General features: G+C 66.7%; 13 protein-coding genes and 1 tRNA gene. 5 read left to right on the top strand and 9 right to left on the bottom strand.

The window, feature by feature from the left end:
• Window positions 1–124 precede the first annotated feature (124 nt).
• Window positions 125–199: transfer RNA gene (locus BSZ14_RS13715), tRNA-Asn, on the top strand.
• A 40-nt stretch (window positions 200–239) separates the two neighbouring features.
• On the opposite strand, the gene BSZ14_RS13710 is transcribed toward BSZ14_RS13715, so the two are convergent.
• From BSZ14_RS13710 to BSZ14_RS13700, 3 genes are all read right to left on the bottom strand, one after another.
• The gene (locus tag BSZ14_RS13710; protein WP_076711343.1) at window positions 240–1,388 is read right to left on the bottom strand and encodes a glutathionylspermidine synthase family protein; all 1,149 of its coding nucleotides are present in this window, start codon (window positions 1,386–1,388) and stop codon (window positions 240–242) included.
• Complete coding sequence (locus tag BSZ14_RS13705) at window positions 1,385–1,762, bottom strand: hypothetical protein (RefSeq protein ID WP_042482920.1); 378 nt, start codon at window positions 1,760–1,762, stop codon at window positions 1,385–1,387. Before BSZ14_RS13705 ends, BSZ14_RS13710 begins: the two co-directional genes overlap by 4 nt.
• A gap of 104 nt (window positions 1,763–1,866) precedes the next feature.
• Complete coding sequence (locus tag BSZ14_RS13700) at window positions 1,867–2,235, bottom strand: glycine zipper 2TM domain-containing protein (RefSeq protein ID WP_076711342.1); 369 nt, start codon at window positions 2,233–2,235, stop codon at window positions 1,867–1,869.
• Window positions 2,236–2,337: 102 nt separating this feature from the next.
• On the opposite strand from BSZ14_RS13700, the gene BSZ14_RS13695 reads away from it, so the two are divergent.
• Together BSZ14_RS13695 and BSZ14_RS13690 are read left to right on the top strand one after the other, a co-directional pair.
• Window positions 2,338–2,757, top strand: coding sequence for a secondary thiamine-phosphate synthase enzyme YjbQ (locus tag BSZ14_RS13695; RefSeq protein WP_076711341.1), 420 nt, complete (start codon window positions 2,338–2,340; stop codon window positions 2,755–2,757).
• A 125-nt stretch (window positions 2,758–2,882) separates the two neighbouring features.
• Complete coding sequence (locus tag BSZ14_RS13690) at window positions 2,883–3,464, top strand: CC0125/CC1285 family lipoprotein (RefSeq protein WP_052811366.1); 582 nt, start codon at window positions 2,883–2,885, stop codon at window positions 3,462–3,464.
• A gap of 63 nt (window positions 3,465–3,527) precedes the next feature.
• On the opposite strand, the gene BSZ14_RS13685 is transcribed toward BSZ14_RS13690, so the two are convergent.
• From BSZ14_RS13685 to BSZ14_RS13670, 4 genes are all read right to left on the bottom strand, one after another.
• Window positions 3,528–3,878: a hypothetical protein gene (locus tag BSZ14_RS13685; protein WP_076711340.1), complete on the bottom strand. Its 351-nt coding sequence runs from the start codon at window positions 3,876–3,878 to the stop codon at window positions 3,528–3,530.
• Between the two features lie 260 nt (window positions 3,879–4,138).
• On the bottom strand, window positions 4,139–6,883 hold the full coding sequence (secA, locus tag BSZ14_RS13680; protein WP_076711339.1) for a preprotein translocase subunit SecA: 2,745 nt from the start codon (window positions 6,881–6,883) through the stop codon (window positions 4,139–4,141).
• 108 nt (window positions 6,884–6,991) lie between these two features.
• Window positions 6,992–7,252, bottom strand: a complete 261-nt coding sequence (locus BSZ14_RS13675; protein ID WP_052811360.1) for a hypothetical protein — start codon at window positions 7,250–7,252, stop codon at window positions 6,992–6,994.
• 85 nt (window positions 7,253–7,337) lie between these two features.
• A complete protein-coding gene (locus BSZ14_RS13670; protein WP_206744341.1) occupies window positions 7,338–8,144 on the bottom strand; it encodes an energy transducer TonB in 807 nt (268 codons plus the stop codon).
• Between the two features lie 104 nt (window positions 8,145–8,248).
• Here BSZ14_RS13670 and argJ point away from each other — a divergent pair, with 104 nt between their 5' ends.
• Together argJ and BSZ14_RS13660 are read left to right on the top strand one after the other, a co-directional pair.
• Window positions 8,249–9,475 (top strand): bifunctional glutamate N-acetyltransferase/amino-acid acetyltransferase ArgJ, encoded by a 1,227-nt coding sequence (gene argJ / locus BSZ14_RS13665; RefSeq protein WP_076711337.1) that lies wholly within the window; start codon window positions 8,249–8,251, stop codon window positions 9,473–9,475.
• A 5-nt stretch (window positions 9,476–9,480) separates the two neighbouring features.
• A complete protein-coding gene (locus BSZ14_RS13660; RefSeq protein WP_076711336.1) occupies window positions 9,481–10,092 on the top strand; it encodes a glutathione S-transferase family protein in 612 nt (203 codons plus the stop codon).
• Between the two features lie 214 nt (window positions 10,093–10,306).
• Here the strand turns inward: BSZ14_RS13660 and trxA are convergent, their stop codons facing one another.
• Window positions 10,307–10,627, bottom strand: a complete 321-nt coding sequence (trxA, locus tag BSZ14_RS13655; protein WP_007404159.1) for a thioredoxin — start codon at window positions 10,625–10,627, stop codon at window positions 10,307–10,309.
• A gap of 52 nt (window positions 10,628–10,679) precedes the next feature.
• Complete coding sequence (gene addA / locus BSZ14_RS13650; protein WP_076711335.1) at window positions 10,680–14,135, bottom strand: double-strand break repair helicase AddA; 3,456 nt, start codon at window positions 14,133–14,135, stop codon at window positions 10,680–10,682.
• Between the last annotated feature and the right edge of the window lie 3 nt (window positions 14,136–14,138).

Below are 14,138 nucleotides of genomic sequence, written 5' to 3'. Positions count from 1 at the left end.
TGCTGATTGCCACCGTCCCGCATTTATCCACAGCTTTGACGCACAGACTTACGCAAAAGCGTCAAAAAAGGGGTTGCGGCTTTTTCCGAGCCCTTTATAGGACCCCTCCACAGCGCCGGAACATTCCCTGATAGCTCAGCGGTAGAGCTCTCGACTGTTAATCGAGCGGCCGTAGGTTCGAATCCTACTCAGGGAGCCACCGGCGCTGTCTTCTTCCAGACAGCACCAGTCATGACGGATCACCCGTCGATCACATGCGGTACGAACCGCGCGGTGTTCGAGGTGATAAGCCCATCCTCGCGGATACCCATCCCCGCCGGCGCACCGTCGACCACCCAGCTGCCCAGCACCGGAAAACATCCCGGCGCCGTCTCCGGCAGACGATAGAGCGACTGGTAGATATAGCCCTCCTCGCCATAGTCTCCCTCCGTCGCCGCGACGATGCTCCCCGCCTTGCGGATCGAGACGTTCGCGCCCTCGCGCGACAATAGCGGCTTGGCCACCGCATCGCCGTTCGGCACCGAGAAGCTGGCGGGCAGCAGATTGGGATGGCCGGGAAACAGATCCCATAGCACCGGCAGGATCGCCTTGTTCGACCAGATCATCTTCCAGATCGGCTCGATCCAGCTCAGGTCGCCGCGCTCCAGATTGTCGAGCAGCGGCCCGGCAAACTCCTCATGCACCAGCCATTCCCACGGATAGAGCTTGAACAGCGCCTCGATCCGCATGTCCGCTTCATCGACGAAGCAATGCGTGTCGTGGTTCCAGCCGATCCGGTCCATCAATATGGGGATGGTGGTGATGCCCGCCGCCTCGGCCGTGTCTCGCAAATAGGCGGCGGTGACGGCGTCCTCGCCGGCCGGGTCCTCGACATGCGCGACATGCAGCGTGGCGGGCAAAGCGGGCGCGATCTCGGTCCAGCGCGCGACCAGTGCCTCGTGCAGGCTGTTATACTGGTCAAGTGCAGGGAAACACTCGTCCTTCCACGCCCATTGCACGACGGCGGCCTCCAGCAGCGAAGTCGGCGTGTCGCAGTTGAACTCGAAGAGCTTCGGCGCACCCGAACCGTCATAGCCCAGGTCAAACCGCCCGAAATTCAGCGCGGGTGGCTCGGCCTCCCAGGCTTCGCGGATCGGGTCGTGAAAGACGGGCGGGATGGCAAAGCGGTTCAGAAGCTTGGGGTCGCTGACCACCGCCTCCCCCGCCGCCAGGAACAGCCGGTACAACTCGCTGGTCGCCCGCTCGATATTGTCGATCTGGGCGCGGGTAAAGCGATAGCAGGCGCTCTCGTCCCAATAGGGCCGCTCGCGCCCCTCATGCCAGATCAGGCCCAGCGCCTCGACCTTGGCCTGCCAGTCGGGCCGGGGGGTCAGCGTCTGGCGGATCATGCGTGGATGCTGCCGAAGCGACGTGCCGAACTGCCGAAGCCACCACGGCTGACGGCGGCGGACCGGGTCATCGCGCTGCCGGGCGGAGCATAGGCATAACGGGCGCCGGTCGCGGCGCGGAAGCTACCACCGGTCGCGCGTTCGCCGAACCAGGGAATGGCGCGGCCACGCCCGAGAAAATACCAGAAGGCTCCACCGCCACTGCCGACGCGATGCTGGCGACAGCGATCGTCGGGCAGACGCACGCCCTGCGCATCGGTGCAGATCGCCGTGTCGCGATCGGTCGTCCAATTGTCATCGGCTTTGGCGCGATTACAGCCGCTTGCCAGCAGTGCCGCGGCCATTGCGGTCGTCAGTCTCAGATCAAATGCCATATCGGCCCTCCCGCGCACATCATGGTGCAGCGGCGGCGTGCTTGGCCAGAAAAATGAAAGGGCGCCGGTGAACCCTGTCACCGACGCCCGTCGTTCCGCCAAGCTTAGCGGCAGCGGACCTTGCCGCGATCGATCGAGCGGCCGAGCAGCGCACCACCGCCCGCGCCCAGCAGCGTGCCCAGCGTCCCGCCGCCGATCACATTGCCCAGCACGCCACCGCCGACCGCACCGACCACCAGGCCGGTGGTGCCGTCATTGCGCTTGCAATAGGTGCGCCCGTCGCGACCACGGAAGACCTGATCGTCGCGGTTCAGTCGACGCTCGCGGTAATTGCCACGGCGGTAATCGCGCGAGGCATCCCAATCGTCACGATCGCCATGCCAGCGATAATCACGATTTTGGGCGACGGCAGGGGTCGCGGCTATGGGGGCGGCAACGGTAACGACGGCCAAAGCGGCGAGCAGGGCTTTCATGGCAGGTCTCCTTATCCTCAAACGGGCACAACGCGCCTGCCGCAAAGCTGTTCAATTCGGCCCCGACTGGCACCGATGGGACGGGTCGGGCATTGAGAGGCCATGCGCCAAGCCACCACCATCATCACCGTCGACACCCATGGCCAGGGCCTGACCGAGATCACCCGACCCGTCACCGCCTGGGTGCGCGAACAGGGCATGGACGAAGGGCTGCTGACCCTGTTCTGTCGACACACCTCGGCCTCGCTCATCATCCAGGAAAATGCCGCACCCGAGGTGAAGACCGACATCCTGGACTATTTCGCGCGGATCGCGCCCGAGGATGCCCGCGCCTATGCCCATGACGACGAAGGGCCGGACGATATGCCCGCCCATTTGCGCAGCATCCTGACCGGCGTCCAACTGTCCATCCCGCTGATCGGCGGGCGGCTGATGTTGGGCACATGGCAGGGCATTTACCTGTTCGAGCATCGCCGCGCCCCGCACCGGCGACAGATTGCAATCCATATGGCGGGCATGTGACGCACATTTCATCGCGGGAGCCAAACCGTTCATCGACCGTTCTGCCGGGGTGGGTTAGACCGGTGCCAGCTACAGGGCTGTTGTCGTCGGGCCTGGTCGGGCGGCAAGGAAAGGAAGAAGTGTCCATGCAATTCGGTCGGAAGATCGCGCTCGCGCTGCTCGGCGCCAGCACCTTGATGGTCGCGGGATGCGCGACCGAAACCACCTATCGCCCGGCGACGGGTTCGGGCTTCTACCGCACCGGCTATTCGGACCAGCAGCTGGAGCCGGGTCGCTTCATCGTCAGCTTCGCGGGCAACACCGTGACGTCGCGCGACACGGTCGAGCGCTATCTGCTCTACCGCGCGGCCGAACTGACGCTGGCCAATGGCTATGACTATTTCGTGATGGCCGATCGCGACACCCAGCTGCGCTCGCGCACCTATTCGACGCCGGGCGCCTTCGGGCCGGGCTTCGGCGGCTGGGGTGGCGGCTGGTGGGGGCCATCGTGGCGCTATTACGGCCGCGGCTTCGGCTGGCGCAGCTGGGACCCGTTCTGGGGTGATCCCTTCTTCGGCAACAACATGGATATCAATACCATCGACCGCTACGAAGCGACCGCCGAGGTCGTGATGCGCAAGGGGCCGATCCCGCGCGACAATCTGCGCGCCTTCGACGCCCGCGCGATCGTCAGCACGATCGGGCCGACGGTGGTGATGCCGAAGTAATTCGGCCGGATTATCGGATCATGGGGCGGCGACCTTTCGGGGTGGCCGCCCTTTTCTTTTGGGTCAGGGCTTATCACCGCGCACGCGGCGGGCGTTGACCATGCCGCGCAATGCTTCGGTGCGGACCTGCAGCTCGCGTTCTTCGGACAGCGAAAGGCCATCCTGCGCAAAGCGCTGGCCCAACTCACCAATCGCGGCATACTCCCGCTTGAAGGATCTGGCCTCGGCGCGCGATATGTCGCCGCTGCGCCGTCCCTCGCGGATCGACCGACGAATGTCGCGTCGGTCGGCCGCGACGCTCGGCTGGTTGGGCATGGCGAGGATATCGGCGGGTGGCCCGGCGCTGACGAACTGCGCGGGCGCCGCAGCGGGTAGCGCAGCTGTCATGGCGGCCAGAATCGCATAGCGTTTCATGATGGATACTCCCTGTCGGCGGAGGATCGCGCCGCGTCACTGAACGGAACCTGTCTATTCCTCCCCTGCAAGGGGAGGTGGCAGTCCGTAGGACTGACGGAGGGTGTCACCCGTTGCGAGCTCGGTCCCCCTTCACCGACCTAGCTGCCCCTCCACCACCGCTTTGCGGTGGTCCCCCTCCCCAAGCGTAGCTCGGGGAGGAATAGAAAAGGCGGCGAACCGAAGCTCGCCGCCCTATCATTCCGTCGATCGAAGAACGATCAGGCCGTCACGGCCCCGTGGCAATGCTTGTACTTCAGGCCCGAGCCGCAAGGGCACGGCGCGTTCCGGTTGACGCGGCCTTCCCACTCGGCAGGATCGGTGCCCAGGTCCATGCCTTCGGGCTGCGGGATCTGCATCGGCGGCATCTGCGGCTGGAGCAGGCCACGCGCCGCGGCATCCCAGTCATTCGTATTGTCCTCGCCGGTGAACGGATCGAAGTGCGAGGTGATGAAGTCCGGCAGTTCGGGCAGCTCCGGCGGTGCCTGCAACTGGAACTGGGCGTAGGCGATGGTGCGCGTGACGTCCTCGCGGATATTGTCGAGCATCCGCTGGAACAGCGAAAACGCCTCGTGCTTATACTCGTTGATCGGCGTCTTCTGCGCATAGGCGCGCAGGTGGACGACCTGGCGCAGCGCGTCGAGCGTCGCCAGATGCTCCTTCCAGTGATGGTCCAGATTCTGGAGCAGGATCGACTTCTCGACGCTGGTCCAGGTGTCGGGCTCCAGTTCCCTGGCCTTGGCCTCGACCATCGCGTCGGCCTCGGCGGTCACGCGCTCCAGCACGATCTCGGGGTCGATCGCTTCCTCGGTCATCCAGTCGTCGATTGGCAGCTCGAGGTTCAGCAGGTCCTTCAGCTGCTGCTTCATGCCTGCGACATCCCACTGCTCGGGATAGCTGTTGGGCGGGCAGGCGGTGCCGACGATCGCGTTCACCGTCTCGGCGCGCATGTCGGCCACGACCTCGCCCACCGTCTCGGCATCCATGATGTCGGCGCGCTGCTCGTAGATGACCTTGCGCTGGTCGTTCATCACGTCATCATATTCGACGACCTGCTTGCGGATGTCGTAGTTGCGCGCCTCGACCTTCTTCTGCGCGGTCTCGATCGCCTTGGACAGCCACTTGCTGCCGATCGCCTCGCCATCTTCGATATTGCTGCGCATCATCTTGGCGAACAGCGTGTCCGGGCCGAAGATGCGCAGCAGGTCGTCGTCCAGGCTGAGATAGAAGCGCGACAGGCCCGGATCGCCCTGACGACCCGAACGGCCACGCAGCTGGTTGTCGATGCGGCGGCTTTCGTGGCGCTCGGTGCCCAGCACGAACAGGCCGCCCGCCTCCAGCACCTTCTGCTTTTCCTCGATGATCTCGGCACGGATGCGGGTCGCCGCCTCCTCATATTCGGGCGTGCCCTCGACCATATCGGGATGCTCGTCGAGCATCCGGAATTCCAGATTGCCGCCGAGCTGGATATCGGTGCCGCGACCCGCCATGTTGGTCGCGATGGTGACGGCGCCCAGACGGCCCGCCTGCGCGACGATATGTGCCTCCATCTCGTGATAGCGGGCGTTCAGCACCTTATGCGGCACGGCTTCCTGGGTCAGGAATTCGCTGAGCAGCTCCGACTTCTCGATCGACACGGTGCCGACCAGCACCGGCTGGCCCTTGGCGGCGTGGTCGCGGATCTTCTTGGCGATCGCCAGGAACTTGTCCTGGGTGTTCTTGTAGAATTCGTCCTCCTCGTCCACGCGCGCGATGGGCACGTTGGTCGGGATGGTGACGACATTGATCTTGTAGATGTCGTAGAACTCGCCCGCTTCCGTGGCGGCGGTGCCGGTCATGCCCGAAATCTTCGGATACATGCGGAAATAGTTCTGGAAGGTGATCGAGGCCATGGTCTGGTTCTCGGGCTCGATATTGACGCCCTCCTTCGCCTCGACCGCCTGGTGCAGGCCCTCCGACCAGCGACGCCCGTCCATCATGCGGCCGGTGAACTCGTCGATGATGACGACCTTGCCGTCCTTCACGATGTAATCGGTGTCGCGCTTGAACATCATGTTCGCGCGCAGCGCCTGGTTCAGGTGGTGGACGACCTGCGTATTCTCGAAGTCGTAGAGATTCTCGCCCTGGAGCAGCCCCGCCGCCTCCAGCAGACGTTCAGCGCGCTCGGTGCCGTCCTCGGTCAGGATGATCGACTTCTGCTTTTCATCCTTCTCGTAATCGTCGGCGGTCAGCTGCTTCACGATCGCATCGACGCCGATATACAGCTCGGACTTGTCGTCGGTCGGACCGGAGATGATCAGCGGCGTGCGCGCCTCGTCGATCAGGATCGAGTCGACCTCGTCGACGATCGCGTAGTTGAAGGGGCGCTGCACCATCGACGACCGCTCATACTTCATGTTGTCGCGCAGATAGTCGAAGCCGAACTCGTTGTTCGTGCCATAGGTGATGTCGGCATCGTACGCCGCGCGACGCTGCGCATCGTCCAGATTGGGGATGATGGTGCCGGTGGTCAGGCCCAGGAAGTTGTAGACCCGGCCCATGGTCGCGGCGTCGCGGCTGGCGAGGTAGTCGTTGACCGTGACGACATGCACGCCCTTGCCGGGCAGCGCGTTCAGATAGGTGGCGAGCGTGGCGACCAGTGTCTTGCCCTCGCCGGTGCGCATCTCGGCGATCTCGCCCCGGTGGAGCACGATGCCGCCGATCATCTGCACGTCATAGTGACGCTGGCCCAGCACGCGGCGTGCGGCCTCGCGCACGGTCGCGAACGCCTCGGGCAGCAGGCTGTCGAGGGTTGCGCCGTTGTCCAGCTGTTCGCGGAACTTGACCGTCTGCGCGGCGAGTTGCGCGTCGGTCATCGCCTCCATCTCTGGCTCGAACGCGGCGATCTTGGCGACGGTCGGCTTGAGCGACTTGACGTAACGGTCGTTGGACGAACCGAACAGGGACTTGGCGAGGCCGCCGAACATAAGCGATTTCCTGACTGAAATATCGTGAGATAGGCGCAGCGCCGGTCGAAGCGGGGCGCGCGCGACTGCAATGGCAAGGGATAGGGTCGGCCACGGCCGACGCCGGGGCTATTCGCGCCGACGGCCCATGAAGATCGCGGCGATCGGCCGGGGCGTCACGGCCCGGAACATGCCAAGCGGCCGGGCGCTGTCCACCAGCGCGGCGAGCGCCTGCACCGGCCGGGTCGCGGCGCGCGCGACGGCGGCCTGCTTGGCCGCGGCCACGATGCAGCGCTCGGCAACGACCCCCCGCGCCTCCTGCCCACGCGCGCTTGCGCCCACGCCGGTCAGCGCGGACAAAAGGGCAGAAAGGAGCAGAAGCAGGTTCATGCGAGGCTTGTCTTAGGCAGATACGCGCGGCGCGTCCATCCGTTGCACATCTTCGCGCCGTGCAACGATGATTGCTATCGATCCCTTACCGCGCGGGCGGCAGGATTTGATAGGCCGACTGTGTCTGCTCGTAGCCCGACCTGGGCGTATCGGGCGTGACGACGAATGATTCGCTTCGCTGGCATGGCGTCGGAATATGAGTGGTATCCACCGGCCCGACACCGACCGACCATTGGCAATCCACGGCTCGGCCTTGCGCGTCGATCGTGAAGCTGACCCGATAGCGTTGCAGGAGCGTCATGCCCTGCGGCAAATCGCCGCCCAGCGGCGAGTCGTTCCCGAAAACGAGGTCCTGAACGACGAAATAGCGGAAGCGGGGAGGAGAGGCCATGCCGCTATGCTGCCTGATCCCCTCCCTCAACGGTTCGATCGAAGCCGGACACGATATGGGCATCGCCTCATTACCGGGCATGGTATGGGCCAGACAGGCACTGACCCGGCCATCGTCTTCCGCCGTCAGTTCCGAACGCATGGCGGAGGAAACAGGCCATACATTTGGGCTGTCAGGAAGTTGCCAGCGGATTCGCAGGCTATAATGGCTGGAAACCGCCCTTCCCCGCTTGTCCGTCGCTGCCCGAAACAGACCGTCGACCGACTGGACGAGGTGGCACGTCTGGTCGTTGAGAGAAGGGGTGGCGGCCTCGACGATCGCACACCCCGTCACGCTACCTTGTGCGTCAATGGTGAGATCGGCCACGACCAACCCTTGCTCCCCGGCACGAGCCGCCGCCGGAGGATAATGGTCAGGCCCGAAAAGCGCCCCAATATCACCGATCAATTCAGCTTTGGGGCTGCCATCGTCCTGCACGTTCATGGCGCCTGCCAGGACCATCAACCCTAGCGTTATCACCGGCATGTCGATCCTTCTTCCCAAAATCGCGTGACGCCCCCTCAACCCGTTGCAGCGCGCGCGCGCAAGAGGCAAAGCACGGGGCCATGAGCACCGCCACCTCGCCCCTCGCCCAGCCCTTTCCCGCCCTGCCTGCGATCGATGGCGTGACGCTTCGCGTTGCGCGCGCGCAGTACAAGAAGTGGGATCGCACCGACCTGACCTTCGTGACGCTGCCCGAGGGCACGAGCGTGGCGGGCGTGCTGACCACCAGCAAATGTCCCAGCCCGGAAGTGGAATGGTGCCGCCAGGCGCTGGTGTTGGGTCAGGCGCGTGCGCTGGTCGTCAATGCGGGCAATTCCAACGCCTTTACCGGCCATCGCGGCCGCGCCGCCGTCGAGGCGATCGCCGCGCGCACCGCCGCCGCGATGGAATGCCAGCCCTCGGACGTCTTCGTCGCCTCGACCGGGGTGATCGGTGTGCCGCTGCCCATCGACAAGGCCGAAGCCGGGCTGGACGCCGCCTTCACCGCCGAGCCCTGTGGCTGGCAAGAGGCCGCCGCGACGATCATGACCACCGACACCTTTGCCAAGGGCGCGACGACGACCGCTATCGTCGATGGCCGCACGGTGACACTGGCGGGCATTATCAAGGGCTCGGGCATGATCGCGCCGGACATGGCGACGATGCTCGGCTTCATCTTCACCGATGCCGCCGTCGCCCCGGAATTCCTGCAACGTGCGCTGAGCGCCGCCAATGGTCGCAGCTTTTCGTGCATCACGGTCGATGGCGACACCTCGACCAGCGACACGGTGCTGGCCTTCGCGACCGGCAAGGCGGGCAATGCGCCGCTGGTCGATGACGAGAGTGACGGCGCGGATGCGTTCCGCGCGGCGCTGGCCGATCTCTGCCACCAGCTCGCGTTGCTGGTGGTGCGCGATGGCGAAGGCGCGACCAAGCTGATCGAAATTCGCGTCGAGGGCGCGGAGAGCGACCGTTCTGCCCATCGCATCGCCATGTCGATCGCCAACTCGCCGCTGGTGAAGACCGCGATCGCGGGTGAGGACGCCAATTGGGGCCGCGTCGTCATGGCCGTCGGCAAGGCAGGCGAACCCGCCGAGCGCGACAGGTTGTCGATCCGTTTCGGCGAGACGCTGGTGGCCAAGGACGGTCTGGCGGTCGAGGGGTATGACGAAGCCCCGGTCGCCGCGCATCTCAAGGGGCAGGAGATCGCGGTCGGCGTCGATCTGGGCCTGGGCGAAGGCGTCGCGACGGTTTGGACCTGCGACCTGACGCACGGCTATATCTCGATCAACGCCGATTATCGGAGCTGACGCCGATGCTGACCATCTGGGGCCGGATCAACTCGCACAACGTCAAGAAGGTCGTCTGGCTGGCCGAGGAAATGGGGCTGGCCTATGACCGCCGCGACGTCGGCGGCCCGTTCGGGATGGACGAGGCGTACCGCACGCTCAATCCCAATGCGCTGATCCCGACGATCGAGGATGACGGCTTCGTCCTGTGGGAGTCGAACAGCATCCTGCGCTATCTGGCGGCCAGCCATGGCGGAGAGGCTTTCTATCCCGCCGACGCGCAGCGGCGGGCTTCGGTCGAGCGGTGGATGGACTGGGGCTTCAGCTGGGCCGACGCGATCCGGCCGATCTTCTTCCAGCTGGTGCGCACCGAGGCCGACAAGCGCGATGCCGCGCTGATCGAGCGGAGCGTGGCGCGGGCGGCGGATCTGTCGGCGATCCTGGACGATGTGCTGGGGCGGCAGGAGTGGCTGTCGGGGGATGCGTTCGGGATCGGCGATATCCCGGTCGCGGCCTATGCCAATACGTGGTTCCAGCTGCCGGTCGAGCGGCCGTCGCGGCAGAATATGGAGCGCTGGTATGCGGCGTTGCAGGACCGGGCGCCGTTTCGTGATGTGGTGATGATCCCGCTGAGTTAACGGAGCAATGGTCTCTGTGAGACCTCTTGCCCTCCCCCATCCCCTCCCGTTTACGGGAGGGGCGTGCCCAGCTCGACGCACCGGGCACAAAAAAGCCCCTCCCGCAGGCGGGAGGGGTTTGGGGAGGGAAAGGCCACAAGCGGTCGTCTCGGTGAGACTCCCTGCCCTCCCCCATCCCCTCCCGCAAGCGGGAGGGGCGTGCTCAAATCAGACCTTACAGCGCGCCTTCGAGCCAGGCCTTGATCCGGCCCTTGGGCTCCGCGCCGACCTTGGTCGCGGCGGCGGCACCGCCCTTGAACAGAATCATCGTCGGGATACCGCGCACACCGTAACGGCCGGGCGCGTCGGGATTGTCGTCGATGTTCAGCTTGGCGATCGTCACCTGCTCGCCCAGTTCCTCGGACAGCTCTTCCAGCGACGGGCCGATCATCTTGCACGGTCCGCACCACTCGGCCCAGAAATCGACCAGCACCGGCTTGTCGGAGTTCAGGACGTCCGCTTCGAAGCTGGCGTCGGTGATCTGCTTGGTTGCCATAGTCTCAATACTCCTTGGATTGTCATCCATCTAGGACGCGCGCGTCGGTCGCTCAACCACCGAGCGGCAAGCTTTGCTCCCGGTCGCGATAGCCGGGCTTGTGCGCGGCCAGCAACGCGTCGGGCACGGTGATCAGGCGCGGCCCGGCCGTATAGAGCAGCGCGACCGACACCCGCCGTCCCGGAAAGATCACCTCCAGCGCGGCGGCATAGCCCGCCATCTGGGCAAGGTGGAACACCGGCACATCGTCGATCCCGCCCGGCGCGCGCCGCCCGGTCTTATAGTCGATCAGCCGGACCTCCCCTGCGTCGATCAGCAGCCGGTCGACCCGCCCCGACACGACCAGGCCGTTGGCGAGCGTCGCCGCGATCGGCGCTTCGGCCAGCGAACCCGGCCCGAACAGCGGCGCATAGGCCGGATCGTCGAGGATCGCGAACACCGCCCCCGTCACATCGGCGCGCAAGGCCGCATCCGCGACCCCCGCCGCCTGGGTCAGCCAGCGCTCGGCCGCGCCCCGCCGCGCGTCGGGCGCAACCGGCGGCAGGCGTTCGAGCAGGCCGTGGATCAACCGCCCCCGTTCGGCCGCCGCACGCATGGCAGGCGTGGGGGGCGGATCGGCAACCATGTCCTCGCCCAGCTGCGACGGTGCGAGCGGACGCGGCGGACGCGACTCCTGCGGCGCGGGCGCATGGACCCATTCGGGCAAGGCCACATCTTCGCGCGGCGCAACGACGACCGCACCCGGGCGCGGCGCCACCGGCTGTTGCGGCATGGTGCCGAGGAACTGGCGCGACTGGCCATCGCCCGGCTCGACCTCGGCCACGCCCAGCGCGGTCATGGCGCGGGCGCAAGTGGCATACCAGCTGTGCATCGGCGGTATGCCCGCCGCCCGCTTGCCCAGCGCGCCGGTGACGACCAGCTGTTCCTCCGCGCGCGTCGCCGCGACGTAGAAGAGCCGCCAATGCTCGGCCAGCTCGCGCGCGGCGATCTCGGCCGCCACAGCATCCAGCGGGCCGCCCCGTTCGTCGGCGCGCGGCGGAAACACCGGGATGGGTTGGGCGCCCGGCTCTGGTGTCCAGCGCAGGATCGAACGCGGCGCAGCCGTCGGATCGGCGGTCGCGTCGGCGAGGATGACGAGCGGCGCCTGCAACCCCTTGGACCCATGCGCCGTCATCACCCGCACCGCGTCCAGTGGCGCGGACGGATCGCGCACGATCTCGACATCGCCGCGATCGAACCAGTCGAGGAACCGCTGGAGCGAGGGCGTCGTCGTGCTCTCGAAGGTCAGCGCGGCGTTGAGCAGTTCCTCGATCGGATCTCGCGCCTCGGTCCCAAGCCGCCGGATCAGCTTGCGGCGACCGTCGAGCGGGCCGGAGAGCAATTCCTCCAGAAACTGGTAGGGCGTCGACACGTCGGCGCGCGCCAGCATCTGGCGGAGCGGCGCAAGGTCTTCGGCAGGCAGGGTCCGCGTCAGATGCCCCCAGAGCGATCCCCGCTCGCGGTGCCCGGCGGCCATCAACCGCTCCTGCGACCAGCCGATCAGCGGCGACACCAGCAGCGACGCCAGCGACAGGTCATCCTCGGGCTGGAGCGCGAACCGCACCGTCGCCAGCAGATCCTGCACCGCCAGCGGCGCGTTCAGCCGCAACCGGTCGACGCCCGCCACCGGCACCCCCTCGGCATAGAGCCGCGCAACGATCAGCGAGGCGAGGTCGCCGCGCCGCTTGACCAGGATCATGATGTCCTGAGGCTCCAGCCGGCGGCCCTTGCTCTCCAGCATGACGCCATCGTCCAGCCAGCGACGGACCGCCCGCGCGATGTCGGTCGCGACCTTGCGCACCGCATCGTCGATCCAGCCTTCCTCGTCCTCGTCGCTGCCGCCCGCCACGACGGGCGGCCAGAGCGTGACGCGGCCCGGCCCCTTCACCTCACTGGCGTGGCGTTCGACTTCACCCGCCATCCCCATGCCGGGTTCGCCCAGCGCCTCGATCGCCGCGTCGACAAACTCCAGGATCGGCGTGGTCGAACGGAAGCTGTGGGTCAGCGACAGCTGGTTGAACGGCAGGCCGCGCTCTTCGGGCGGCCATTCGTCGTCGCCCGCCACCTCGTCCGCGCGGCGCGAGAAATGCAGTTCGGCCGCCTGGAAGTTGATCGGGTCGGTGCCCTGGAAGCCGAAGATCGCCTGTTTGTGATCGCCGACCGTGAATAACGTGCGCGTCGAGGGCGCATAAAGCCCGCGCCCGACGAAGAACTCGTCGGCCAGCGCGCGGACGATCCGCCACTGGTGCGCATTGGTGTCCTGCGCTTCGTCGATCAGGACATGCTCGGTCACCTGATCCAGCTTGTAGCGGACCCATTCGCCGATGCCCGGCCGCTCCAGCAGTTCGACCGTAGTGCGGATCAGATCGTCGAAATCGACCGCGCCGATCGCCCGCTTCGACAGGGTATAGGCACGGGCATAGTCACGACCCACGCTCAGCGCATCGGCCAGCAGATCGGCATGGCGCGCGCGAGCCGCGAGGCCGAGCAGATGGCGGCACGCCTCGCCCAGTTCGCGCGCCATGTCCTCATAATCGGGGTCGGCATCGGTCAGCTTCTTGGACGCCTTGCGCGGTTCGCCCTTGGCGGTGAAGACCGTGCCCATCAGCTCTTCGAGCAGGGCTACCCGCCCCGCCCGGTCGCTGCCGATCCAGCGTTCGAGCGTCGCCGCCGCCTTGCCGCCGGTCGCCGTGCCCCAGGCGCGGTTCGCGCCCGCCAGCCGCACGACGGCATCCTCGTCGATCTCCTCGACTCCCTCGGCGATCGCCTCGTCGATATCGCCCGAGGGAAGGTCGAGCGCGCGCCGCAACCAGGGCTGGATGCCGGTGGGCAGCGCCTCCAGCGCCCCCGGCGCGCGGGCGCAGGCGGCGAGGAAGCCTTCCGCCCCGCCCTCGCCCAGCCGCAGTGATAACGCGCCGACCGTCTCGACAGGGCCGGTGCGCCCTTCGCGCTCGGCGGCCTCGAGCATCCGGGCCAGCGCCTCGCGCGCCAGCACCGCCTCCTCGCGCGCCTCCAGCGGGCGGAAGCCCGGGGCCAGCCCAGCCTCGACCGGGAAGGCGGCGAGCAGCCCCTGGCAGAAACCGTGGATCGTCTGGATGCGAAGCCCCCCGCCCGGCGCGTCGAGTACGCGCGCGAACAGCGTCCGCGCCCGGTCGCGCAGGTCCGGCATGGGTGTTTCCCCAAGCGCCTTCAGGTCGCGAAACAGCTCGGTCTCGGGCATCCGCACCCAGGCGGCGAGACGGCCGTTGATCCGTTGCGCCATCTCGGCCGCGCCCGCCTTGGTGAAGGTCAGGCACAGGATCGCCTCGGGCGCGACGCCGCGCAGGAGGAGGCGGAACACGCGCGCGGCCAGAACCTGCGTTTTGCCCGTGCCCGCCGAGGCGGAGAGCCAGACATGCGCGGCGGGGTCGCTCGCGGCGGCCTGATCGCCCTTCAGCGGGGGGAGATTGGCCATGGGGCGGGCGCTCATGCG

The organism is Sphingomonas sp. Sph1(2015) (genome assembly GCF_001970915.1).
GTDB lineage: Bacteria > Pseudomonadota > Alphaproteobacteria > Sphingomonadales > Sphingomonadaceae > Sphingomonas > Sphingomonas parapaucimobilis.
The sequence above is the reverse complement of the archived record's forward strand: the minus strand, read 5'-3'. Positions and strand labels throughout refer to the sequence as shown.

Bases quoted from the DNA above. Each gene is read 5' to 3' on its own strand.
- BSZ14_RS13710 (WP_076711343.1), bottom strand. From the start codon at position 1,388: ATGATCCGCCAGACGCTGACCCCCCGGCCCGACTGGCAGGCCAAGGTC.
- BSZ14_RS13705 (WP_042482920.1), bottom strand. From the start codon at position 1,762: ATGGCATTTGATCTGAGACTGACGACCGCAATGGCCGCGGCACTGCTG.
- BSZ14_RS13700 (WP_076711342.1), bottom strand. From the start codon at position 2,235: ATGAAAGCCCTGCTCGCCGCTTTGGCCGTCGTTACCGTTGCCGCCCCC.
- BSZ14_RS13695 (WP_076711341.1), top strand. From the start codon at position 2,338: ATGCGCCAAGCCACCACCATCATCACCGTCGACACCCATGGCCAGGGC.
- BSZ14_RS13690 (WP_052811366.1), top strand. From the start codon at position 2,883: ATGCAATTCGGTCGGAAGATCGCGCTCGCGCTGCTCGGCGCCAGCACC.
- BSZ14_RS13685 (WP_076711340.1), bottom strand. From the start codon at position 3,878: ATGAAACGCTATGCGATTCTGGCCGCCATGACAGCTGCGCTACCCGCT.
- secA (WP_076711339.1), bottom strand. From the start codon at position 6,883: ATGTTCGGCGGCCTCGCCAAGTCCCTGTTCGGTTCGTCCAACGACCGT.
- BSZ14_RS13675 (WP_052811360.1), bottom strand. From the start codon at position 7,252: ATGAACCTGCTTCTGCTCCTTTCTGCCCTTTTGTCCGCGCTGACCGGC.
- BSZ14_RS13670 (WP_206744341.1), bottom strand. From the start codon at position 8,144: ATGGTCCTGGCAGGCGCCATGAACGTGCAGGACGATGGCAGCCCCAAA.
- argJ (WP_076711337.1), top strand. From the start codon at position 8,249: ATGAGCACCGCCACCTCGCCCCTCGCCCAGCCCTTTCCCGCCCTGCCT.
- BSZ14_RS13660 (WP_076711336.1), top strand. From the start codon at position 9,481: ATGCTGACCATCTGGGGCCGGATCAACTCGCACAACGTCAAGAAGGTC.
- trxA (WP_007404159.1), bottom strand. From the start codon at position 10,627: ATGGCAACCAAGCAGATCACCGACGCCAGCTTCGAAGCGGACGTCCTG.
- addA (WP_076711335.1), bottom strand. From the start codon at position 14,135: ATGAGCGCCCGCCCCATGGCCAATCTCCCCCCGCTGAAGGGCGATCAG.